The sequence below is a fragment of the Kitasatospora sp. NPDC004614 genome, from assembly GCF_042873675.1.
GTDB lineage: Bacteria > Actinomycetota > Actinomycetes > Streptomycetales > Streptomycetaceae > Kitasatospora.
Window position 1 is genome coordinate 128,657 of sequence record NZ_JBIALR010000005.1, and the last position, 23,518, is coordinate 152,174.

Below are 23,518 nucleotides of genomic sequence, written 5' to 3' on the forward strand. Positions count from 1 at the left end.
GGGTGAACGCGTCCGGCTAGTGGGTCAGTAAAGGTATTTGACAGATTTTCAGACGAGATGCCCGATTGTATGGTCGCGGTGAGTAGCCACTCGTGTGTGTTGCGTGCGTGAATCGCGGGCTTGCCGCCCAGGTCGCCACCCTCACCGTCACCCCGTGTGACACCGGACCGCCCGATCGGAAGGATTCGTCATGAGACGCCGTCGACCTCCCTGCGAACGCCCGCCCGGACGCTATGGGCCGGCGGCGATCCGCGGCCGCGCCGTGAAGGCCTTGCTGCCCCTCGTCGTCGCGCTCGCCACGGCGTCGGCATCTTTCGCCTGGCCCGCCGCAGCGCATTCGCCGGTGGCCGTGCACACCGTCGCCGGTGACGACCGGGCGGTCGAGGCCCCGGTGCCGGTGACGCTGAGCAAGACCGGAACCGACGTCGCCACCGGGAGCACGACCCAGACCGAGCACGGCGGCACCGTCCGCTGGGTGGTCTCCAAGACCAATCCGGCCGGCGTCCCGGTCGACGCCACGATCACCGATGTGATCCAGGGCGGACCGGGCACCGTCCCGCAGCGTCAGACCTACGTACCCGGCTCGCTCCAGGTGCCGCCCGGCTACAGCAGGCAGTGGTCCACCGACGGCGGCGCGAGCTTCGCCGACACCGACCAGGGCACCGCGACCAACGTCGTCCAGGCCCACAACCCCGATCTCGCGTCGCCCGCGACCGGCGTGGTGGTGCAGATCCCGCCGCCGTTCACCCCGGTCAACACGGCCACCGGCGGCGACGGCTTCACGCCCATCCTGTACACCGCCACGATCAACGGTGTCTCCACACCCGAGGTCTGGAACATCTACCACCACGGCTTCTCCAGCCCGGAAAGCGTGGTCTGTACCGACCTGCTCACCAACGGCCCCTGTCCGGCCCCGGACGGATCCCCCGCCAGCTGGCCCCAGGCGCTGAATTCCTCCGTTCCCGGAACGACCACCGGTGACCTCGGCAGCACCCGCACCCCGACCTACGTGCAAATCGGCTCCAAGCTGTACTACGCAGCGATCAGCCGGGACACGTCCGCACTGATCGGCGTCGGCTGCATCGACCTCCAGGCGCAGGCCAGCTGCGGCTTCACCCCGCTGCAGACCGGCGAAGGGCTGGTGGTCGGCGGTGTCGTCCAGGCACCGAACCAGCACCTCTACGCGGTCTCCGGCACCGGCGAGATCCTCTGCTACGACGCCGCCGCCAACGTCCCCTGCGGAACCTTCGACATCGGCCTGCCTCCCAACGAGGGCCAGGTCTCCTTCAGCGGCGACTACGCCGGCATCATGCGGACCATCGAAGGAAAGATCTACGTCACCGACAACCAACTGGCCCCGCTGCCAACGGTGATGTCCTGCTTCGACCCGTCCACGAACGCCGCGTGCGCCGGCTGGCCCACCCCCAAGATCGTGGCCACCCCGACCACCGACGAACCCGCCCGGGCCGACAACGTCTTCGAGATGTACGACGCGGCGGGCACCGTCACCGGCGTCTGCACGATCGTCGGCGGCTTCTACCAGGCAGTCAACCCGGCCGTCGGCACCGTCGAGTGCTTCGACCTGACCGGCAACCCCATCGCCGCGCCCCCCGGCCTCAGCGCCCTGGTCAGTACCAACCTCGCACTGGGCGAGGCCAACTTCCAAGTGCCGCTCACCATCACCGCCCCCAACGGGCACCTGGAGACCGAGTTCCCGTTCTGGATCTACCGGGGCATCACGCCGACCCTCAACAGCACCTCGTACTGCTACGACTGGAACATCCAGGGCCCCTGCGCCCAGTACGGTGCCGACGGCGTCCTCGACGGCCCGCCCAACGTCAACGGCGGCAACACCAGCCCGTACGGCTACGCCTACGACGGCCAGTGCAAGTACGGACTCGGTGACACCGGCTACCTGTTCTCGATCGACCCCGTCACCGGCGCCTCGCCCTGCCAGAAGACCAGGGCGCAGAGCACCATCAACCCCGCCGACTTCTACTGCGACGGGGCCTCCGGGCATGTCCAGTCCTACGGGACGGTCAAGCTCTTCGGCATCGATCCGAGCGTCATCGACTTCACCCAGTCCTCGGTGACCGTACTGGCGGCGGACGGCAGCACCGTCGGCACCTTCCCGTTCAACCCCGCGACCGAAACAGCGGACATTTCCTCCGTCCCGGTCGCCGACTCACCGATCCAGGTCATCGCCAACCTCACCCTGAACGGCGGCGAGACCTTCCCCGCCAACGTGCGGATGGAGGTCACCTTCGTCGGCGACGCGCCCCAGATCTGCTTCGAGACCACCGTGGCGAACGACTGCACCGTCACCTCCGTCTCCAACCAGGCCAGCGCCGTCACCAACGGCCAGCCGCCCAACTTCTCCAACACCGTCACCCTCCAGGTGCCCGCCGGTCCCGAGTGCACCGCGGACCTGACCGTCCTCAAGGAGGTCTGCGCTTCCCCCAACGCCGGTGACTGTGGTCCGGGCGGCCCAGGCCCGTGGGCCAGTACCACCACCCTTCCCCCCGGAGGCACCGCCTACTGGCGCATCACCGCCACCAACGTGGGCCCCACCGACATCACCGGCATCACCCTCGATGACCCCGTGACCCCCTCCTGTGTCACGAGCGCCGGCACCTTCGACCTACCCGTCGGCACCAGCCATCAGATCTTCTGCAACCTCCCCGGCATCACCCAACCCACCACCAACACCGTCACCGCCAGCTTCACCGGCCCCGACGGCAGTACGTTCATCACACCGCCCTCGGAGGCGACCGCCGATGTGGCGGGTGTCGGGGCGCTGGAGATCCAGAAGACGCCCGACGCTTCGGGCCCGTTCCGCCTGGACGACAAGATCCCCTACACGTACACCGTGACGAACACGGGTACGGCGCTCGTCCACGACATCACGGTGACGGACAACCTGATCGCGCCGGTGATCTGTGACCTGACGACACTGAACCCGGGCCAGAGCACGCTCTGCCACGGTTCGTACGTCGTCACGGCGGCGGACGTGCAGGCCGGGCACGTGACGAACACCGCTCAGGCGAACGGCACGGATGCGAATGGCGTGGACGTGCACAGCCCGCCGGTCGATGTGACCGTTCCGGTGGTGGGCACCGCGGAACTGGCCATCCAGAAGACGGCGGACTCCGCCGGTCCGTTCCACGTGGGCGACACCGTCACCTACACGTACACCATCACCAACCTGGGCACTGCGACGGTGCACAACCTGGCTGTCACGGACGACCACGTCGCCTCGGTGACCTGTAACACGACGGTGCTGAGTCCCGGTGAGAGCACGCTCTGCCACGGTTCGTATGTCGTGACGGCGGCGGATGTGTCGGCCGGGCATGTGACGAACACGGCTCACGCCGAGGGTAGGGATCCTGAGGGTCAGCCGGTGGTGAGTCCTCCTGGTGAGGCGACTGTTCCGGTGGTGGGTATCGCGGAGCTGGCCATTGAGAAGGTGGCGGACTCTGCTGGTCCGTTCCATGTGGGTGAGACGGTCTCCTACACGTACACGGTGACCAACACCGGTACGGCGACGGTGCACAACCTGACGGTGTCGGACGATCACGTCGCTGTGGTGACCTGTGGCACGACGACGCTGAACCCCGGTCAGAGCACGCTCTGCCACGGTTCGTATGTTGTGACGGCGGCGGATGTGTCGGCCGGGCATGTGACGAACACGGCTCACGCCGAGGGTACGGACCCCGAGGGCGGGACGGTGCTGAGCCCGCCCGCCGAGGTGACTGTCCCCGTGCTGGGTGAGGCGCTGCTGACGATTCAGAAGGCTGCGGACAGTGCCGGCCCGTTCCACGTGGGCGACACCGTCGAGTACACGTACACGGTGACCAACACCGGTACGGCGACGGTGCACAACCTGACTGTGACGGACGACCACATCGCGGACGTGGACTGTGACACGGCGACGCTGAACCCCGGTGAGAGCACGCTCTGCCACGGTTCGTACGTGATCACGGCGGCTGATGTTCTGGCCGGGCATGTGACCAACACGGCTGTCGCGCACGGCACGGACCCCGAGGGCCAGCCGGTGCAGAGTCCTCCCGGCGAGGCCACGATCAACATCGCGGGTGACGCGGTGCTGACGATCCAGAAGGTGGCGGACAGCGCCGGCCCGTTCCACGTCGGTGACACCGTCAACTACACGTACACCGTCACCAACGCGGGCACCGCTCCCGTGCACGACCTGGACGTGAGTGACGATCGCATCTCGCCGGTGACGTGCGACAGGAACACGCTGCCCGCCGGTGACAGCACCCTCTGCCACGGTAGTTACGTCGTCACGGCGGCGGACGTGCAGGCCGGGCACGTGACCAACACGGCGGTCGCGAGCGGCCTCGACCCGGAGAACGAGCCGGTGGTGAGCCCGCCTGCCGAGGCGACTGTCCCGGTGGTGGGCGAGGCCGAGTTGGCCATTGAGAAGGTGGCTGACTCTGCTGGCCCGTTCCATGTCGGTGACACGGTCAACTACACGTACACGGTGACCAACACCGGTACGGCGGCGGTGCACAACCTGACTGTCGCGGACAACCACGTCGCTGTGGTGACGTGTGACGCGACGACGCTGAACCCGGGTGCGAGCACGCTCTGCCACGGTTCGTACGTCGTTACGGCGGCGGATGTCGCGGCGGGTCATGTGACGAACACCGCTCACGCGGAAGGCACCGACCCCGAGGGTCAGACGGTGCTGAGCCCGCCTGCCGAGGCGACTGTTCCGGTGGTGGGCGAGGCCGAGTTGGCCATTGAGAAGGTGGCTGACTCTGCTGGTCCGTTCCATGTGGGTGAGACCGTCAACTACACGTACACGGTGACCAACACCGGTACGGCGGCGGTGCACAATCTGACCGTCGCGGACGACCACGTTGCCTCGGTGACGTGTGGCACGACCACGCTGAACCCGGGCGCGAGCACGCTGTGTCACGGCAGTTACGTGATCACTGCTGCGGATGTTGCGGCTGGTCATGTGACGAACACGGCTCACGCGCACGGTACCGATCCTGAGGGTGAGCCGGTGGTGAGTCCCCCTGGTGAGGCAACGGTGACGGTGGTGGGCGAGGCCCGGCTGTCGATCGAGAAGACGGCGGACAGCGCCGGCCCGTTCCATGTGGGTGACACGGTGCAGTACACGTACACCGTGACCAACACCGGCACGGCGGTCGTGCACAACGTGACGGTCGCGGATGACCACGTTGCTTCGGTGACGTGTGATGCGACGACGTTGAACCCGGGCGCGAGCACGCTGTGCCACGGCAGTTACGTGATCACCGCCGCGGATGCTGCGGCGGGCCACGTGACCAACACGGCTCACGCGAACGGCACCGACCCCGAGGGCCGGCCGGTGGTGAGCCCGCCCGGGGAGGCTACGGTCACGGTGGTGGGCGAGGCACAGATGTCGATCGTGAAGAAGTCCGACAGTGCTGGCCCGTTCCATGTGGGTGACACGGTGCACTACACCTACACCGTCACCAACACGGGCACGGTCGTCCTGCACAACGTGACCGTCTCGGACGACCATGTCGCGTCGGTGGCGTGTGACGCGACGACGCTGAACCCTGGTGCGAGCACGCTGTGCCACGGCAGTTACGTGATCACCGCGGCGGATGCGGCGGCGGGTCATGTGATGAATGTGGCGCATGCGAGTGGCATCGACCCCAGTGGTGACTCGGTGGAGTCTCCGCCGGGTGAGGTGGATGTTCCGGTGGTGGGCGAGGCCCGGTTGTCCATCGTGAAGAAGGCCGATGGTGCTGGTCCGTTCCGTGCCGGCGACGTGGTGCAGTACACGTACACGGTGACGAACACGGGTGCCGTGGCTGTGCATGATGTCGCGGTGTCGGACGACCATGTCGCGTCGGTGACCTGCGATGCGACCACGCTGAACCCGGGTCAGAGCACGGTGTGCCATGGCTCGTACACGATTACTGAGGAGGACGTCGAGGCGGGGCATGTGACGAACAAGGCGACCGCGAACGGTACGGATCCGGAGGGTCACCCGGTGGTGAGCCCGCCGGGTGAGGCGACGGTGGAGACCGTCTCCGGCGCGTCGTCGCTGTCGATCGTGAAGGAGTCCGACGTGTCGGGTTCGGCGAAGGTGGGTGACACGATCACCTACACGTACACGGTGACGAACACCGGGTCGACGGTGCTGACGGACGTCTCGGTCAGTGACGACCGGGTGTCCCCGGTGGTGTGCGAGTCGGCCACGCTGGAGCCGGGTCAGAGCACGACCTGCCGCGGCACCTACGTGGTGACCGGGGAGGACGCGAAGGTCGGTCATGTCACGAACATCGCGACGGCTTCGGCGCGGGATCCGCAGGGGCAGCTGGTGGAGAGCCGGCCGGTGTCGCTGTGTGTCACGGTGTCGGAGTGCCCGGAGAAGGAGAAGGGCGAGGGCTGTGTGAAGGTGCCGCGTCCGGGTGGTCCTTCGAAGCCGCCGCACGTCGGCGGGGGTCATCTGCCGGACACGGGTTCGCCCGCGGGTCTCGCGGCTGCGGGTCTGGCCGGTGGCGGGCTGCTGACGCTGGGCGGTGTGCTGCTGTATCGGGCACGGCGTCGGGCTGGTGCGGACCGGTTCGTGGGGTAGTACCCGCTCATTCGCCGCTTGTTCGGTGAAAGGGACCGCCTCCGGGGCCTGCGGGCTTCGGGGGCGGTCCCCTGCTGTTACGGGCGGACCGTAAGGGGGCGGTGGCTTCCCCGGGGCCGGGTTCAGGCCCAACCGGCCGGGAGCGCCGGCGGGTTGACCGGATTGCGGCGGTCAGTGGGCGAACGGCCCGCGTCGCGTCGTGGACGGTTCGCCGCCGGCACCCGCTGAACAACTGGGTTCCCGGCCTGGGCGGTTGTCGGCCGGACCGGGAGTGCGGGTGCTCAGGCGGGGACGGGCTCCGGCGTCCGGTCGTGGGTCCGGGGTGTCCGTTCGTCGCGGGTGGTTGCTGCGGCCACCGCGCAGGCCACCAGGGCGAGCGCTGCCGCCGCGAGCGGGAACCAGCGTCCGCCGAGCAGGCCGATGGCTGCCGAGCCGGCCACGCCGCCGGCTGCCGTGCCCAGGTACAGGGCGCTGCTGTTGAGCGAGATCAGCAGCGGCGCGCTGTTCGGGTCGATCGAGGCCAGACGGTGCGGCAGAGCCACCGAGACCGCCCATCCCGCGAGCGGCACCACCAGGGCGTACCCGAGCGCCCCCGGCATCGAGCGCCCCAGCCACGGGAGCGCGGCGAACGCTGCCGCCGCTGCCGCCGAGCCGGTCAGCAGCACCCGGCGCACTCCGACGCGGTCCACCAGGCGGCCGCCCAGCCAGCTGCCGGCCACCGACATGACGCCGCAGGTCAGCAGGATCGCGCTCAGCCGGGCGCCGTCGCCGCCGGTGGCGCCCGAGACGGCGGTGGCGAGGTAGATGTAGACGCTCTGGAAGGCGAGGAAGAACACCAGCGTGGTGGCCGCCGCGCCGAGCACCCGGGGTCGGCCCAGCGGCGCGAGGCGTGCCCGCAGGGTGGGGGCGGCGAGGGGGGCGGGCAGGTCGCGCAGCAGGAGGGCCAGGCCCGCGAGCGCGGCCAGGCCCAGGGCGGTGACCAGCCACATCGTCAGCCGCCAGTCGGCGCGTCCGACCCAGGTGCCGAGCGGCACGCCCAGCGCGGTGGCCACTGTCATTCCGCCGAGCACGGTGGCCAGCGCCCGTCCGCGCCGCTCGGGGGCGACCAGGGTGGTGGCCACCGCGTTGGCGGTCGGCGTGTAGAGGGCGGCGCCGGCCGCCGCCAGCACCCGGGTGGCCAGCAGCAGCCCGTACGTGGGTGCGAGTGCGCTGAGTGCGTTGGCCGCGCTGAAGATCGCGAGCGCAGTCAGCAGCAGGCACCGGCGCGGCCAGCGGGCGGTGAGGGTGGCCAGCACAGGGGCCAGCAGCGCGTAGCCGAGCGCGAAGACGGTGACCAGTTGGCCGGCGGCCGGCACCGAGACCTTCAGGTCGGCGGAGACCGGGCCGAGGATGCCGGCCACCACCATCGAGTCGGTACCCACGGCGAAGGTGCCGAGGGCGAGCAGGAGCAGACGTATGGGCACGGGAAAGCCCCCCGGGGCGCAGGAAACGGTTCGTCGTAAAACGGTTCGTCGTACGGGCGGCAGGGCTGTCGCAGCTCTGTTGGATGAGGATGCAACAGTTTGACGCTCGCCAAACATTCGAGGATTGGTGGATGATTGTCAAACTGTCCTGATCCCGCCCCGGCCTCGGCCCCGAGGAGCACGTGCCACCATGAGCGACACCGAGCGGCTTCCCCAGCCCGCCCTCGCCGACATCGACCTCGTCACCGTGCTGCACGCCCTCGGTGACCCCGTCCGCATGACCCTGCTGCTCAGCTACGCGGACGGCGCCGAACACTCCTGCGACCCGCGCGGTCTCGGCCTGGAGCACCTGCACAAGTCGACCGTCTCCCATCACATGCGCGTCCTGCGCGAAGCTGGCGTCACCACCACCCGGGTGGCCGGCCGCAACCGGTTCGTCAGCCTGCGCCGCGCCGACCTCGACTTCCGTTTCCCTGGCCTGCTCGACGCGCTCCTCGTGGCTGCGGCTGCCTAGGGTCTGTCCGTTTTGCCGGAGTTGACGGAGGGTCTGAGCGTGGCCCCAGTCACATCCGAGGGGGGTGGGGCAGGCTTGCTGGGGGTGAACTGGCTTGGTGGGTGGGGAGGTTGGCCGAAAGGTGCAGGGTGGTGGGGTGGGGTGGGGTGAGGGGGATCTCGACCCCGGGTGATGGGCGACATAAGGTATGCCTTAGCTTACTGAGCGGCGCCGGGGTTCAGGCCTCGAGAGCCGCAGAGTCCGCCGTACCCTCGTCCTTGGAGTGAGCATGCCCGCCCGCCGTACGACTGCCGCGACTTTCCTCGTTCTCGCTGTGGCGGGTGCCGCGTTGGTGGGGTGTTCGAAGAAGGACGACGGGAAGGTTTCGGCGGACGGCAGCGGGCCGGTGCAGGTGACGGCGACGGACAGCAAGTGCGAGCTGTCGAAGACGACGTTTCCGGCGGGGCACGTCGAGCTGGCGGTGGCGAACAAGGGGAGCAAGACCACCGAGGTGTACGTGTACGCCGAGGGGGACAAGATCGTCACCGAGCGGGAGAACATCGGCCCGGGCACCAAGGTGAACATCAACGCCGAGATCAAGGCCGGTACCTACGAGGTGGCGTGCAAGCCGGGTATGGCCGGTGACGGTATTCGGCAGAAGATCACCGTGACGGCGGCCGGCGGGGCTCCGGTGAAGACGGACGACCGGCTGACGCAGGCGGTCGCGGACTACCGGAAGTACGCGCAGGAGCAGGCGGACGCGACCATCCCGGTGGTGGAGCAGTTCGCGGCGGCGATCACCGCGGGCGATGTGGAGAAGGCGAAGTCGCTGTACGCGCCGTCGCGGGTGGGCTGGGAACGGACTGAGCCGGTGGCGGAGAGCTTCGGTGACATCGACCCGAAGACCGACGTCCGGGAGGACGCGCTGGAGGGCGGCGCGCAGTGGACCGGTTGGCACCGCCTGGAGAAGGCGCTGTGGGTGGACGGCAAGATCGGCGACGAGGAGAAGACCCTCGCCACCCAGCTGGTCACCGACCTGAAGGACTGGCAGAAGCGCGTCCCCAGCGCGGAGATCACCCCGACCGGCATGGCGAACGGCGCCAAGGAGCTGCTGGACGAGGTGTCCAAGAACAAGATCACCGGCGAGGAGGAGCGCTACAGCCACACCGACCTGTCGGACTTCGTCGCCAACGTCGAGGGCGCCCGCCAGGCCTACGAGCTGCTGAAGCCGGTCGCCGCCGAGAACGACCCGAGCCTGTCGAAGACCCTGGACGCCGAGTTCGAGAAGATCGCCGACCTGCTGGCCAAGTACCGCCAGGCCGACGGCACTTACACCTCGTACGACAAGGTGACGGAGGGCGAGCGCAAGACCTTCACCGACGCGGTGAACGCGCTGAGCGAGCCGCTGTCGAAGCTGGCCGCCGCCGTCGTGGTCAAGTAGCCGACGCGGCCGGCGTCGGCGAAGTAAGGGCAGCGTAAGCTAAGTCCCTGTCTGGGGATCGGCGGGTCGGTGGACCAGCAGGTCGGCAGGGCTTTCGAGCAGGTCACACGTGCGAGAGGGAACGTCAGAGATGGACGCCGAGAACGAGCAGCAGGCGGCTCCCGCCGAGGCCGGTGGGGCACAGCAGGGTGCCGGGCTCAGCCGACGGGCCGTCATCGGCTGGGCCGGTGCGGGTGTCGCGATCGGCGCGGCGGGGGTGGGCACGGTGGCCGCCGCCACGCGGAGTGCCGACAGCCCGGCCGCCGCGCCGCAGAACCAGGACGTGCCGTTCTGGGGCGAGCACCAGTCGGGGATCTCGACCCCCGTTCAGGACCGGCTGCACTTCGCCGCGTTCGACGTGATCACCGAGGACCGTGACGCGCTGGTCAAGATGCTCAAGGAGTGGACGAAGGCGGCCGCCTCGATCACCGGTGGCCGCGAGGTCGGCGGCGGTGCGGTCGGCGTGGTGCCGCAGTCACCGCCGGACGACACCGGTGAGGCGCTCGGCCTGCCGGCGTCCCGGCTGACGCTGACCATCGGTTTCGGGTCGACGCTGTTCGAGAAGGACGGCCAGGACCGGTTCGGCCTGAAGGCGAAGCGGCCCGAGGCGCTGGTGGACCTGCCGAAGTTCAAGGGCGACCGGCTGGAGGCGAACCGCAGCGGCGGTGACATCTGCATCCAGGCGTGCGCGGACGACCCGCAGGTCGCGGTGCACGCGATCCGCAACCTGGCCCGGATAGGCATGGGCGTGGTGAACGTCCGGTGGTCGCAGCTCGGCTTCGGCAAGACCTCGTCGACCACGCCCGACAGCCAGACCCCGCGCAACCTGATGGGCTTCAAGGACGGCACCCACAACGTCGCCGGGACGGACGCGGACTCGCTCGCCAAGCACGTGTGGGTGGCGCCCGGCGACGGCCAGGACTGGATGACCGGCGGCTCGTACCTGGTGGCCCGGCGGATCCGGATGACCATCGAGACCTGGGACCGCGCCTCGTTGCAGGACCAGGAGGACACCTTCGGCCGCACCAAGATCGAAGGCGCCCCGTACGGCAAGCAGAAGGAACGCGACGCGCCCGACCTGTCCGCGATGCCCGCCACCTCGCACGTGCGGCTCGCCCACCCGGACAGCAACGACGGGCTGATGATCCTGCGCCGGGGCTACTCGTTCACGGACGGCACCGACGGTCTCGGCCGCCTCGACGCCGGCCTGTTCTTCCTGGCGTACCAGCGCGACACCCGCAAGGCGTTCGTGCCGCTGCAGACCAAGCTGGCGGCCAGCGACAAGCTGAACGAGTACATCACGCACGTCGGATCCGCCCACTTCGCCTGCCCGCCCGGGGTCCGCAAGCCCGGCGAGTGGTGGGGCCAGACCCTGTTCGGCTGACCCCCGCCCCCCTCACCCTCACTCCCCACCCGAGGAGAACCGCCGTGTTCGCCAACTACCTGATCGGCCTTCGAGAAGGCCTCGAAGCCAGCCTGGTGGTCTGCATTCTGATCGCCTACCTGGTCAAGACCGGCCGCAAGGACCGGCTCGGCCCGGTCTGGATGGGCGTCGGCAGTGCCGTCGCGCTGTCCATGGCCTTCGGTGCGGTGCTGCAGTTCGGCTCCAACCAGCTGTCCTTCAAGGCGCAGGAGGCGCTCGGCGGCAGCCTGTCGATCCTCGCCGTCGGTCTGGTCACCTGGATGGTGTTCTGGATGAAGCGCACCGCCCGGCACCTGAAGAGCGAACTGCACGGCAAGCTGGACGCCGCGCTCGCGATGGGCACCGTCGCCCTGGTCGTCACCTCCTTCCTGGCCGTCGGCCGGGAGGGCCTGGAGACCGCGCTGTTCATCTGGACCGCCGTCCAGTCCACCGGCGACGGCTGGAGCCCGCTGGCCGGCGCGATCCTCGGCCTGCTCACCTCGGCCTTGCTGGGCTGGTTCTTCTACCGCGGCGCGCTCAAGATCAACCTGGCGAAGTTCTTCACCTGGACCGGCGGCATGCTGGTCGTGGTCGCGGCGGGCGTCCTCGCCTACGGCGTGCACGACCTGCAGGAGGCCGGCTGGATCCCCGGCTTGCACGAGCTGGCGTTCGACATCTCTTCGACGATTCCGGCCGACAGCTGGTACGGCACCCTGCTGAAGGGTGTGTTCAACTTCCAGCCGAACCCGACGGTGATCCAGGTCGTGATCTGGCTGATGTACCTGGTGCCGACGCTGTACTTCTTCTTCCGCAAGCCGAAGGCGAGCGCTTCCGCGCCGAAGCCCGCCGCGCCGGTGGGGGCGAAGACCGCCTGACGGAGGAGCTCAGCAACGAACCGCCCGGGTGCCGCAGTTGATGCGGCAGCCGGGCGGTTCGGCGTTGCAGGGGGGTGTTAGTGGTGCCGTCGCCGTTGGAGACGAACTTCCAGCGCTGCGAGGCCATGCTGTTGTTCGGTGCGGCGAACACGGCCACCGTCGGGAGGACGTTGGTGCAGGTGCCGTTGCGCTGGAGGGCGACGCCGCCGCCGTTGGTGAGCTGGTGGTAGCCGTTGTCACCGACGTGTCCGTGACACGCTGCCCACCAGGGGAGCGCGGGGCGCAGTGTGGTTGTCGCATGCGCCCTCTGCTTGGGTTGACGCGCCGTCAGGCCGAGGGCCAGGTGCTCAGCGCGAATTCGACGATGCGGTCCAGCTGTTCGGCCGGGGTGCCGTCGGCGGCGCGCACCGCGAGGCCGTGGGTGAGGGTGGTCAGGTAGTCGGCGAGCACGGCCGGATCGGTTCCGGGTGCGAACTCGTCGGCCTCGGCGGCCAGTTCGAGGCGTGCGCAGAGCGCGGCGCGCGCCCCCGCGCGGCGGGCGACGGTATCGGCGCGGAGGGCGGCGGAGCCCTCGCCCGTTGGCGTCAACGAGGTTGGAGGGTCAGGGGAGTTGGCCCGGGGGGAGGGTGTTGATGCCGGCGGTCAGGAAGGACATGGCGGCGTCGAGGTGGGCCTCGGTGGGGCGGAGGTAGAGCTCGCAGACGACGGCGGCGGCGGTGGCGGCGACCATGCGGGGGGCGAAGTCGTCGGGGGCGTCGCCGCGTTCGGCGGCGAAGATCCGGGCGCCCTCCTGGATGGCCTCGGTCAGGCGGCTGTTGGCGACGGCGCGCAGTTGGGGGTTGCGGTCGAGCATCGCTTCCCAGAGTGCGTCGAGTTCGTTGTCGGCGGGGTTCTCGGCGAGGTCGGTGCGCAGCCAGTGCTCGAGTGCTTCCAGCGTGGTGGTGCCGGGTTCGCGGTGGTTGAGGGTGTGGCTGAGGCGGTCGGTGAACTCGGCGATGTGGGAGGTCGCCAGGTCGAGCTTGGTCGGGAAGTAGAGGGTGACGGTCCGTGCGGACACCTCGGCCCGGTCGGCGATGTCGGCGATGGTGGTCGCCTCGAAGCCGCGTTCCGCGAACAGTTGGTAGGCCGCTCGCAGGATCGCCTCCCGGCGGCGGGCCTTGCCGCGTTCCCTCGCACCCTCGGTCATGCGGGCCATGCTAGCCCAGTCTTTACCAGTGGCGGTAATTTTGCAGTCGGATGCAAAGTTACCTTAGGGTGCAAAAATCCACTGGTTCTGAGCACGAGGGGGCGCGATGGCGTCGGTCCTGTACACCTGGGGACGATGGGCGGTACGCCGCCGAGGCCGGGTGATCGGCCTGTGGCTGCTGCTTCTCGCGACCATCGGCGCCCTCGGCACCACCTTCGCCGGGCCCGTCAGTAACGAGTTCACCGTCCCCGGTATCGAGTCCCAGCAGGCCCAGGACCTGCTGGAACGTCAACTGCCGGAGTCCGCCGGCGGCACCGCCCGCCTGGTCGTCGCCGCGCCCGCCGGGCAGAGCCTGGACACGCCCGCCGCCAGGGCCGCACTTCAGGACGGTCTGCACCGGGCGGCCGGGATACCCGGCGTGGTGCACGTCGCCGACCCGTTCGAGAGCCGCACCGTCTCGCCGGACCTGCGGATCGCGTTCGCCGACGTGCAGTTCGCGCAGTCCGCGAGCAGCGTTCCGCAGAGCGCCAAGGACGCGCTGAACGACGTCGCCGTGCCGCTGCGCGAGGCCGGGCTCCAGGCCGAGTTCGGCGGCACCGTGATGGCGCCGGACATCGAGGTCGGCGGCCCGGCCGAGGCGATCGGCGTGCTGGTCGCGTTCGTGGTGCTCGCCGTCGCGCTCGGCTCGCTGGTCGCCGCCGGACTCCCGCTGCTGACAGCCCTGGTCGGCGTCGGTATCGGTGTGTTGGGGGCTCAAATCCTGGCCAACGTGGTCGAGATGACCAACACCGCGACCGTGCTCGCGCTGATGATCGGCCTCGCCGTCGGCATCGACTACGCGCTGTTCATCATCGCCCGGCACCGCGAGCAACTCGCCGATCCCGACAGCGAGATCGAGGAGTCGGCGGCCCGCGCCACCGCCACCGCCGGCAGCGCCGTGGTGTTCGCCGGCGCCACCGTGATCATCGCGCTGGCCGCGCTCGCCGTCACCGGCATCCCGTTCCTGACCGTGATGGGCCTGGCCGCCGCCGCGACCGTGCTGCTCGCCGTGCTGGTCGCCGTCACCCTGGTGCCCGCGCTGCTCGGCCTGCTCGGCGAGCGTCTGCGGCCCCGGGGGAAGGTGAAGGCCGCTCCGCAGGGAGGTACCTGGTCGGCGGCGTGGGCGCGCATCGTCACCCGCAAGCCGCTGCTGGTGCTGCTGGCCGGCGTGGTGGGGCTGCTCGCCCTCGCGCTGCCCGCCCGCGACCTGCGGCTCGGCCTGCCCGGCAACGCCTCGCAGCCCGCCGCCAGCACCCAGCACAAGAGCTACGACCTGCTCAGCGAGGGCTTCGGCCCCGGCTTCAACGCCACCCTGGCCGCCGTGGTCGACGCCACCGGCATCCCCGCCGAGCGCCGCGAGGCCGCGCTTGGCGAGCTGCACGCCACGCTCTCCGCGGACCCGGGCGTCGCCGCCGTCGGCATGCCCGTGACGAGCGCGGACGGCAGCACCGTCGCCGTGCCCGTCGTCCCCCGCACCGGGCCGGACGACCAGGCCACCAGCGACCTGGTCGACCGGCTGCGCGCCCACAAGGCCGAGGTCGCCGCGACCGGCGGCACGCTGTACATCGCCGGCGCGACCGCCGCCGCGATCGACGTGTCCGGCAAACTCGCCGACGCGCTGCCGCTGTTCGTCGGCCTGATCGTGATCCTCGCGCTGGCTCTGCTGACCGTCGCGTTCCGCTCGGTGCTGGTGCCGCTCAAGGCGGTGCTCGGGTTCCTGCTGTCGGTGGGCGCCGCGCTCGGCATCACCGTGTGGGTGTTCCAGGACGGCCACCTGAACGGCCTGCTCGACATCCCGTCCGCCGCGCCCGTCACGAGCTTCCTGCCGGTGCTGCTGATCGGCGTGCTGTTCGGGCTCGCGATGGATTACGAGGTGTTCCTGGTCAGCCGGATGCGCGAGCACCACCAGCACACCGGCGATGCCGCCGGGGCCGTCACGCAGGGCGTCGCCAGCAGCGGGCGGGTGGTCACCGCCGCCGCGCTGATCATGGTCGCGGTGTTCGGCGGGTTCGTGTTTAACCACGACCCGATCATCAAGTCGATCGGATTCGCGCTCGCCGTCGGTGTGTTCATCGACGCGTTCGTGGTCCGGATGACCCTGGTGCCAGCCGTGATGGCCCTGCTCGGCCGTCGAGCCTGGCAGTTGCCGCGCTGGCTCGACCGGATCACCCCGGACGTGGACCTGGAGGGGGCGAGCCTGCCTGCCGCCCCGGAGCGGTCGGAGCGCGTCGCCGAGCGGGTCTGACGGGACAGAACGCGGGCCGGGCCCGGGAGTTGCTCGCGACTCCCGGGCCCGGTTCATGTCTGCTCGGGGTCAGCAGGGGACCACGGCGTTGACGGTGACCGGGGACGGGCCCCAGCCGAACTTGCTGACGCCGAAGGTGCCGCTGACGGTGGAACCGCACGCGACGGTGGCGGTCGGGCCGTTGACGGTGACCGTGCTCGCGAGGAAGTTCACGTTCTGCGCGATCGAGCCGAGCGAGGCGCCGCCGACGACCTGGCCGGAGAGCGTGGTGGAGAGCGTCTGGGGCTGCGGCGGGAAGTCGGGGGTGGGCGGGCCGGCCAGGGCGACACGGCCGAGGAACTGGACGCTGTCACCGGTGATCGCGGCGCAGACCTGGGTCATCAGCCCGGACTGGAGCGACCACGGGCTGCAGGTCTCCGTGGTCGTGGTCGCGGCGGCGGTGGTGGCGGCCTGGGCGGGAGCGGTCATCAGGGCGCCGGCGGTGGCCACGCCTGCGGCGAGCAGGGTCAGCCCCTTCATCGAAGGTCGGTTCATCGCGAGTTCTCCTCCATGTGGTGGTGCCCAGCTGGGGGCACGTGTTAATGACCTGTCACATGTGAAATGTCACAGGCGCGGGACTTAAGTTGCCACAGGTTCGAATGCCCGACGAGCCTTTTGGGGAGGAAATGAGGTGCTCGGCCGGAAAATGACCATGGATGGCTAGATTGCATGGTGATTGCCGACGATTGGTGAAGTCTTGGTGCAGCCTCCTCCCGGGAACCTTGCCGACCGTTCGGACAAGGTTCCCGGGGGCAGTGGCGGAGCCGGCCGCTCTCCGCTACGCCGGGCCGTACACGACGTGCACGGTGCCGCGGGCGAACGCCGTGCTGGAGAGCAGCTTCAGCTCGATCGGCTCGGCGATCCCGTCGAACAGGCGCATGCCGGTGCCGCGGGCCACCGGGTGGATGAACAGGTGCAGTTCGTCGATCAGGCCGGCCGCCAGCAGCCGGCGGACCACGGAGACCGAGCCGGACATGCCGATCGTCCCGCCCTCCTCCTGCTTCAGCGCGCGGACGCCCTCCACCAGGTCGCCCTTCAGGACCTCGGAGTTGCGCCAGGCGAGGTCGAGGTCCTGGTGCGAGACCACGACCTTGCGCATGTCGCCCAGCGACTTCGCGAAGCCCGCGTCCTCACCGCCCGCCGCCTCCCGCTCCGGCCAGGCGCCCGCGAAGATGTCGTAGGTGGTGCGGCCCAGCAGCAGGGTCTCGGACACCCCGACCTGTGCGCCGACCGCCGCGCCCACCTCGTCGTCGAAGTACGGCAGGTGCCACTGCTCCGGGCTGCCCACCACGCCGTCGGCGGAGATGAACAGGCCTGCGGTGATCTTCCTCATGGTTCGGTGCTCCTTGCTCGGTAGGGAGGGTGGGTTATTCGGCGGTGGCGGACGCCGGGCCGTACACGACGTGCATGGTGCCGCCGGCGAACGCCGTGCTGGAGAGCAGCTTCAGCTCGATCGGGTCGGCGCTTTCGTCGAACAGACGCATGCCGTTGCCGCGGGCCACCGGGTGGATGAACAGGTGGAGTTCGTCGATCAGGCCGGCCGCCAGCAGCCGGCGGACCACGGAGACCGAGCCGGACATGCCGATCGGGCCGCCCTCCTCCTGCTTCAGCGCCCGGACGCCCTCGATCAGTTCGCCCTTCAGCTGCTCGGAGTTGCGCCAGGTGAAGGAGAGGTCCTGGTGCGAGACCACGATCTTGCGGGTGTCGCCGATCGCCTTCGCCATCTCGGCCTCCTCGCCGCCCGCCTCCTCGACGGCCGGCCACGTGCCCGCGAACACGTCGTAGGTGGTGCGGCCCATCAGCACGGTGTCCGACGCGCCCAGCAGCGCGCCGACCGCCGCGCCCAACTCGGCGTCGAAGTACTTGAAGTGCCACTGCTCGGGGCTCTCCACGACGCCGTCGGCGGAGATGAACAGACCGGCGGTGATCTTCCTCATGGGGTGGTGCTCCTTGCTCGTTCCCGGTGTGCGTTGCTCGCTCACAACCGGTCAGACGGAGCCCGCGCACCGGACTCATCGGTCCCGGCGAGGAAATCTGAAGAACTTTTTTGATCCGAGGGCTCGCCCCACCGATGAGTCCGCGGCCGCCGACCGGTCAGCACCGGCATGAGCCTTGATGACACCGTCGAGTTCGACGTACCACCCCACCACGCCGCCCACCCCGCACTGGAGGAGCAGTACACCGCGCTGCTGGACGCCCACCAACCACCCGTACTGGTCGCCCTGCTGGTCGGAAACGTACTGCGGCCCGCCCCCGGCGACCTCCAACGCCTCTGCAGGCTCGGAGTACTCGCACGGCGGGCGGGCCACCAGGTGGTACTGCGCGGGGTCGGCCCCCGGTTGAGAATCGTGCTCGACCTCACCGGGCTGGCCGACACCCTCCACGAGGGCTGACGGGATGTCAGCCGCGCGGATCCTCCGTCAACCGCATCGGCAGACCCCACAGCGGGAACAGCCGATCCACATCCATGTAATTGGTCATCATGGCGATCCGGCCGTCCACGATCTCCAACACCATGATGCCCCACGGCGTCCAGCCGTTGCCGTCCTCCGCCACCCGGTACTGCGCGAAGGCCGGCGAACCGTTCGCCTCCACCGGCAGCATCCGCGAATTCACGCAACCGCGGCCCGGGCCCTGCCACCACACCTCGAGCTCCGCGAGGCCCTGCAGCCACATCCGGAACGGCGGCATGTTCAGCACCGCGTCCTCGTGCAGCAGCCGCTTCAACCCCTCGATATCGAAGGACTCGAACGCCTGCACATAGCGGGCCAGCAGCGCACGCTGCGCCTCGTCCAGCGGCTTGAACGTGTCACCCGCCGACCCCGCGCCGTCCGCCAGCGTCGCCCGGGCCCGCTGCAGCGCGCTGTTCACCGACGCCACCGACGTCTCCAGCAACTCCGCCGTCTCCGCCGCCGACCAGGCCAGCACCTCGCGCAGGATCAGCACCGCCCGCTGCCGGGCCGGCAGCTTCTGCAAGGCCGAGACGAACGCCAACCGGATCGACTCCCTGCCCAGCGCCACCTCCGCCGGATCACCCGCCAGCACCCGGCCGTCCGGCACCGGACCCACCCAGATGTTCTCCTCCAACTGCGTCAGATCCGGCGCCCCCGCCGAACACGGCGACGTCAGATCCATCGGACGCGCCCGCCGCTGCGCGGCTGGACCCATGTCCAGGCACACATTGGTGGCGATCCGGTACAGCCACGTCCGCAGCGCCGCCCGGCCCTCGAACCCGGCGAACTTCGACCAGGCGCGGACCATCGTCTCCTGCACCGCGTCCTCGGCCTCGAAGGCCGACCCCAGCATGCGGTAGCAGTACGCCGTCAACTCGCGGCGGAACGGCTCCAGCTGCTCCGCAACCCCATCACGATCCATGATCATTGACACGCCGGACACCCTAGTACGAGGCTCCGACAATCGAGCCGCCGCGGGGCCATGGACCATGCCCAGGGTGGAACTCGAGGCGCACAGAGGCGAACTGACGGCCAGTTGCTACCGGATGACCGGCTCCTTCCAGGGCGCCGAGGACCTCGTCCAGGACACCCTCGAGCAGGTCGGGTCGATGCTCCACGCCCGCTACCGGCGCGGCTGACGAGCGATGGGGGAGTGGGCCGGGTGTGGTGCGAAACCGCACCCGGCCCGGCGGGACGGCAGGTACAGTCCGAGGCGCTCACGCGCGTTCGATCAAGCACAGTACAACTGACCTGCCGGAGGCCGATCCTGATGGACACTCAGCGCTGCCCGTACCGCCTCGACACCGTCGGAACCGACCTGCCCGCCGAAGCCGTCGCCCTGCGCGCCCTCGGGCCCGCCACCCCCGTCGAACTCCCCGGCGGCATCCCCGCCTGGTCCGTCACCGACCCCGCCCTGATCAAGCGCCTGCTCACCGACCCGCGGGTCTCCAAGGACGCCCAACAGCACTGGCCCGCCTACATCGACGGCGAGATAGCCGAGGACTGGCCGCTGCGGATGTGGATCGACGTCCGCAACGCGCTCACCGCATACGGACCCGAACACGGCCGGCTGCGCCGCCTGATCAGCCCCGCGTTCACCGCGCGGCGGATCCGCGTCCTCACCCCCGAGATCGAACGCATCACCGCCGAACTCCTCGACCGCCTCGCCGACCGGCCGCAGGACCAGATCGTCGACCTGCGGGGCGAATTCACCTGGGTGCTGCCGTTGATGGTGGTCAACACCCTGCTCGGCGTCCCCGAAGACCTGCACGATGCCTTCCGCGCCTGCATCGGCCGCATCTTCGACACCGACGCCACCCCCGAGGAAGCCGTCCGCAACGGCGAGGCCGTCTACCTCCAACTCGCCAACCTGGTCGAGGCCAAGCGACGCACCCCCGGCGAGGACGTCACCAGCGCGCTCATCCAGGCCCACGACGAGGAGACCGGCACCGGCCTCACCGAACGCGAACTCCTCGACAGCCTGCTGCTGTTGATCGGCGCAGGCCACGAGACCACCGTCAACCTGCTCGGCAGCGCGATCATCGCGCTCGCCGCTGATGCCGAACAGCTCGACGCCGTCCGAAAGGACCCGGCCCGCTGGGCCGACGTGGTGGAGGAGACGCTGCGCCTGCGGCCGCCGGTCTCCAGCATCCTGCCGCGGTTCGCCGTCGAGGAACTGCACGACGAGGCGACGGGCATCACCTTCGCGCGCGGCGACATGCTGGTCGTCAACTTCACCGCCGGCGGCCGCGACGCTGCTCTGCACGGCCCTGACGCCGACAGCTTCGACCACACCCGGGAATCGCGCCGCGAACACCTCTCCTTCGGACACGGCACCCACTACTGCCTCGGCGCCGAACTCGCCCGCCTGGAGGCCCGGATCGCGCTCGCCGCGCTCTTCGACCGGTTCCCGCAGTTGGCTCTCGCCACGGCGGAGGTCAAGCCGCTGGAGTCGTTCATCTCCGACGGGCCGCGCGAGCTGCCGGTCCGGCTGCACGGCTGACCCCGCTGACCCCGCTGACCCCCGTCCTGTCGACCTGCGGGGGTGAGGGGTCTGCCGAACTGCGGGGGTGGGGAGTCCGTGGCAGCCTGGCAACTGCCCGAATCCCCTACTGATCGCAGGGAGTAACCATGGGTATGAGCGACAAGTTCAAGGACAAGGCCCAGCAGGCTGCGGAGCAGGCCAAGCAGCGGATGAGTCAGAAGCCCCAGCAGGGCGACGACCAGCAGAAGGCCGCCGACCAGCCGCAGGACCAGCAGAACATGGACGACCGGCAGGACGACCAGCAGCAGTGACGGCTCGTGCATCAACTCCCGGCGTGGCTTCCGTGCCGGGAGTTGTGCCGTCGCCGGCCGGGGTCTGGCCGGTGGCATCGGTCCGGAGTAATTTAGTTCACATCAGCTAATTATCATCTGGCTTCCAGGGGTGGGGCAGGAGATGGCCGACGTGACCGAGGGAACGGGCAGGCTGGGCCGGATCGGCGTGGAGCACCCGCGGTACAAGTGGATCGCGCTGTCGAACACCACGCTCGGGATGCTGATCGCCACCATCAACTCCTCGATCGTGCTGATCTCGCTGCCCGCGATCTTCAACGGCATCCACCTGGACCCGCTGCAGCCCGGAAACGTCAGCTACCTGCTGTGGATGCTGATGGGCTACATGCTGGTCACCGCCGTGCTGGTGGTGACGCTCGGGCGGCTCGGGGACATCTGGGGGAGGGTGCGGATCTACAACGCGGGATTCCTGATCTTCACCTTGACCTCCGTGGTGCTCTCGCTCGACCCGATGAACGGCGGCGGCGGTGCGCTCTGGCTGATCGGCTGGCGGGTGGTCCAGGCCGTCGGCGGCGCGATGCTGATGGCCAACTCGGCGGCGATCATCACGGACGCGTTCCCCGCTCGGCAGCGCGGCATGGCGCTGGGCGTCAACATGGTGGCCGCGATCGCCGGTTCGTTCGTCGGACTGGTGCTGGGCGGCCTGCTCGCCGAGTGGAACTGGCGGTCGATCTTCTGGGTCAACGTCCCGATCGGCATCATCGGCACCGTCTGGGCCTACCGCTCCCTGCACGAGACCGGAATCCGCCGACCCGGCCGGATCGACTGGTGGGGAAACATCACCTTCGCCGTCGGCCTGACCGCGCTGCTCGCCGCGATCACCTACGGCATCCAACCGTACGGCGGCCACACCATGGGCTGGACCAACCCGTGGGTGCTCGCCGGGCTTATCGGCGGAACGGCCACGCTGGTCGCGTTCTGCGTGATCGAGACCAAGGCCGCCGAACCGATGTTCCCGCTGCGCCTGTTCCGCGACCCGGTGTTCGCCGGCGGCAACCTGGCCACCCTGCTCGGCTCCATCGCCCGCGGCGGCCTCCAATTCATGCTGATCGTCTGGCTCCAGGGCATCTGGCTGCCGCTGCACGGCTACGACTACGCCGACACCCCGCTCTGGGCCGGCATCTACCTCGTCCCGCTGACCATCGGATTTCTCGCCGCCGGCCCGATCGCCGGCCACCTCTCCGACCGTTTCGGCGCCCGCCTGTTCGCCGCCGGGGGGTTGGTGGTGATGGCCGCCTCGTTCGCCGGACTGCTGCTCCTGCCCACCGACTTCGGGTACCTCTGGTTCGCGCTCCTGGTGTTCCTGAACGGGCTCGGCGGCGGCCTCTTCGCTGCTCCCAACACCGCGCTGGTGATGTCCAGCGTCCCCGCCGCCGACCGGGGCGCCGCCTCCGGCATGCGGGCCACCTTCCAGAACGCCGGCATGGTGCTGTCCATCGGCGTGTTCTTCTCGCTGATGGTGGCCGGCCTGGCCGGCTCCCTGCCCGGAACCCTGACCGACGGTCTCACCGCCCAGGGCGTCTCCCCGGCGGACGCCCACGCGGTGGCCGGACTGCCGCCCGTCGGCACGCTGTTCGCGGCGTTCCTCGGCTACAACCCGATCCGCGAACTGCTCGGCCCGCACGTGCTGTCCACGCTTCCGGCCTCCAACGCGCAGACCCTGACCGGACGCGAGTTCTTCCCGCACCTGATCTCCGGGCCGTTCCACGACGGGTTGATGGTGGTGTTCTCGCTGGCCATCGCGATGTCGCTGGTCGCCGCCGTCGCCTCGCTGCTGCGGGAGCGGGTCGCGGTCGTCGACCCGGAGGTCGACCCGGAGGTCGATTCGGCGGTCGATCCGGCGGCCGATTCGGCCGTGGCGCCGGATGTTTCGCCGTGAACTCCGGGGTAGAGTACGGGAGTTCGGCGGAGGGTGGGAGTTCGACAGTGGAGAGCGGGCTCGACCCGGCGGACCTGGTGCGGCTGCGGCTTGTCGTCGCCCGGCTGCACCGGCAGCTCGCGCAGGCGTCCGGACGGCAGGACTTCACGTTCGCGCAACTCTCCGCGCTGGCCCGGATCGAGGCGCACGGCCCGATCCGGCTCGGCGAACTCGCCACCCGCGAACGCGTCGCCGCCCCCTCGATGACCCGCACCGTCGCCCCCCTGGTCGCCTCCGGCCTGGTCACCCGCCACCCCGACCCGGACGACCGCCGCTCCGCGCTGGTCGAACTCTCCACCGAGGGCGTCGAGTTGCTCGCCGAGATCCGCCAACGCCGCTCCGAGCTACTGGCCCGCCGCACCGCCGAACTCGACGCGCGGGAGCGCGCCATGCTGCTGGAGGCGCTGCCGGTGCTGGAGCGGCTGGTGGCGTTCGAGGACTGACTCCGCTAGGGGGCTCCGGGCTTTCGGGGCTCCGGGCTTTCGG

General features: G+C 69.8%; 19 protein-coding genes. 12 read left to right on the forward strand and 7 right to left on the reverse strand.

Annotated elements, in window-relative coordinates; genetic code table 11:
* Positions 1 to 343 precede the first annotated feature (343 nt).
* On the forward strand, positions 344 to 6,604 hold the full coding sequence (locus tag ACFYST_RS14450; RefSeq protein WP_387862182.1) for an LPXTG cell wall anchor domain-containing protein: 6,261 nt from the start codon (positions 344 to 346) through the stop codon (positions 6,602 to 6,604).
* A gap of 281 nt (positions 6,605 to 6,885) precedes the next feature.
* Here ACFYST_RS14450 and ACFYST_RS14455 read toward each other — a convergent pair whose 3' ends face one another.
* Positions 6,886 to 8,067, reverse strand: coding sequence for an MFS transporter (locus ACFYST_RS14455; protein ID WP_387862185.1), 1,182 nt, complete (start codon positions 8,065 to 8,067; stop codon positions 6,886 to 6,888).
* Between the two features lie 190 nt (positions 8,068 to 8,257).
* Here ACFYST_RS14455 and ACFYST_RS14460 point away from each other — a divergent pair, with 190 nt between their 5' ends.
* From ACFYST_RS14460 to efeU, 4 genes are all read left to right on the forward strand, one after another.
* Complete coding sequence (locus ACFYST_RS14460) at positions 8,258 to 8,581, forward strand: ArsR/SmtB family transcription factor (RefSeq protein WP_387862187.1); 324 nt, start codon at positions 8,258 to 8,260, stop codon at positions 8,579 to 8,581.
* Positions 8,582 to 8,849: 268 nt separating this feature from the next.
* Positions 8,850 to 10,001 (forward strand): iron uptake system protein EfeO, encoded by a 1,152-nt coding sequence (gene efeO, locus ACFYST_RS14465; protein ID WP_387862596.1) that lies wholly within the window; start codon positions 8,850 to 8,852, stop codon positions 9,999 to 10,001.
* 130 nt (positions 10,002 to 10,131) lie between these two features.
* Entirely contained in the window at positions 10,132 to 11,424 is a 1,293-nt protein-coding gene (gene efeB, locus ACFYST_RS14470) for an iron uptake transporter deferrochelatase/peroxidase subunit (RefSeq protein WP_387862190.1), read from the forward strand.
* A 44-nt stretch (positions 11,425 to 11,468) separates the two neighbouring features.
* On the forward strand, positions 11,469 to 12,317 hold the full coding sequence (gene efeU / locus ACFYST_RS14475) for an iron uptake transporter permease EfeU (protein WP_387862193.1): 849 nt from the start codon (positions 11,469 to 11,471) through the stop codon (positions 12,315 to 12,317).
* A gap of 327 nt (positions 12,318 to 12,644) precedes the next feature.
* Here the strand turns inward: efeU and ACFYST_RS14480 are convergent, their stop codons facing one another.
* Together ACFYST_RS14480 and ACFYST_RS14485 are read right to left on the reverse strand one after the other, a co-directional pair.
* Positions 12,645 to 12,905, reverse strand: a complete 261-nt coding sequence (locus tag ACFYST_RS14480) for a hypothetical protein (RefSeq protein ID WP_387862196.1) — start codon at positions 12,903 to 12,905, stop codon at positions 12,645 to 12,647.
* Between the two features lie 13 nt (positions 12,906 to 12,918).
* On the reverse strand, positions 12,919 to 13,503 hold the full coding sequence (locus ACFYST_RS14485; protein ID WP_387647822.1) for a TetR/AcrR family transcriptional regulator: 585 nt from the start codon (positions 13,501 to 13,503) through the stop codon (positions 12,919 to 12,921).
* A gap of 106 nt (positions 13,504 to 13,609) precedes the next feature.
* On the opposite strand from ACFYST_RS14485, the gene ACFYST_RS14490 reads away from it, so the two are divergent.
* A complete protein-coding gene (locus ACFYST_RS14490) occupies positions 13,610 to 15,787 on the forward strand; it encodes an MMPL family transporter (RefSeq protein WP_387862198.1) in 2,178 nt (725 codons plus the stop codon).
* 69 nt (positions 15,788 to 15,856) lie between these two features.
* Here the strand turns inward: ACFYST_RS14490 and ACFYST_RS14495 are convergent, their stop codons facing one another.
* The 3 genes from ACFYST_RS14495 to ACFYST_RS14505 all read right to left on the reverse strand — a co-directional run bounded on the left by ACFYST_RS14495 (position 15,857) and on the right by ACFYST_RS14505 (position 17,763).
* Positions 15,857 to 16,321 carry a hypothetical protein gene (locus ACFYST_RS14495; protein WP_387862201.1) on the reverse strand — a complete coding sequence of 155 codons (465 nt, stop codon included), beginning with the start codon at positions 16,319 to 16,321 and terminating at the stop codon, positions 15,857 to 15,859.
* Between the two features lie 283 nt (positions 16,322 to 16,604).
* Positions 16,605 to 17,159: a dihydrofolate reductase family protein gene (locus ACFYST_RS14500; protein WP_387862204.1), complete on the reverse strand. Its 555-nt coding sequence runs from the start codon at positions 17,157 to 17,159 to the stop codon at positions 16,605 to 16,607.
* A gap of 34 nt (positions 17,160 to 17,193) precedes the next feature.
* On the reverse strand, positions 17,194 to 17,763 hold the full coding sequence (locus ACFYST_RS14505) for a dihydrofolate reductase family protein (protein WP_387862206.1): 570 nt from the start codon (positions 17,761 to 17,763) through the stop codon (positions 17,194 to 17,196).
* Between the two features lie 168 nt (positions 17,764 to 17,931).
* On the opposite strand from ACFYST_RS14505, the gene ACFYST_RS14510 reads away from it, so the two are divergent.
* Entirely contained in the window at positions 17,932 to 18,219 is a 288-nt protein-coding gene (locus ACFYST_RS14510) for a hypothetical protein (RefSeq protein WP_387862209.1), read from the forward strand.
* A 7-nt stretch (positions 18,220 to 18,226) separates the two neighbouring features.
* Here ACFYST_RS14510 and ACFYST_RS14515 read toward each other — a convergent pair whose 3' ends face one another.
* Positions 18,227 to 19,207, reverse strand: coding sequence for a sigma-70 family RNA polymerase sigma factor (locus ACFYST_RS14515; protein ID WP_387648233.1), 981 nt, complete (start codon positions 19,205 to 19,207; stop codon positions 18,227 to 18,229).
* A 70-nt stretch (positions 19,208 to 19,277) separates the two neighbouring features.
* On the opposite strand from ACFYST_RS14515, the gene ACFYST_RS14520 reads away from it, so the two are divergent.
* From ACFYST_RS14520 to ACFYST_RS14540, 5 genes are all read left to right on the forward strand, one after another.
* Positions 19,278 to 19,418 carry a hypothetical protein gene (locus tag ACFYST_RS14520; RefSeq protein ID WP_387862211.1) on the forward strand — a complete coding sequence of 47 codons (141 nt, stop codon included), beginning with the start codon at positions 19,278 to 19,280 and terminating at the stop codon, positions 19,416 to 19,418.
* 131 nt (positions 19,419 to 19,549) lie between these two features.
* Positions 19,550 to 20,782, forward strand: coding sequence for a cytochrome P450 (locus ACFYST_RS14525; protein WP_387862214.1), 1,233 nt, complete (start codon positions 19,550 to 19,552; stop codon positions 20,780 to 20,782).
* A gap of 134 nt (positions 20,783 to 20,916) precedes the next feature.
* Complete coding sequence (locus tag ACFYST_RS14530; RefSeq protein WP_387647800.1) at positions 20,917 to 21,075, forward strand: hypothetical protein; 159 nt, start codon at positions 20,917 to 20,919, stop codon at positions 21,073 to 21,075.
* Between the two features lie 142 nt (positions 21,076 to 21,217).
* Positions 21,218 to 22,993 (forward strand): MFS transporter, encoded by a 1,776-nt coding sequence (locus ACFYST_RS14535; protein WP_387862216.1) that lies wholly within the window; start codon positions 21,218 to 21,220, stop codon positions 22,991 to 22,993.
* Positions 22,990 to 23,475, forward strand: a complete 486-nt coding sequence (locus tag ACFYST_RS14540) for a MarR family winged helix-turn-helix transcriptional regulator (RefSeq protein ID WP_387647796.1) — start codon at positions 22,990 to 22,992, stop codon at positions 23,473 to 23,475. The genes ACFYST_RS14535 and ACFYST_RS14540 overlap by 4 nt, the downstream gene beginning before the upstream one ends.
* Positions 23,476 to 23,518: the final 43 nt, after the last annotated feature.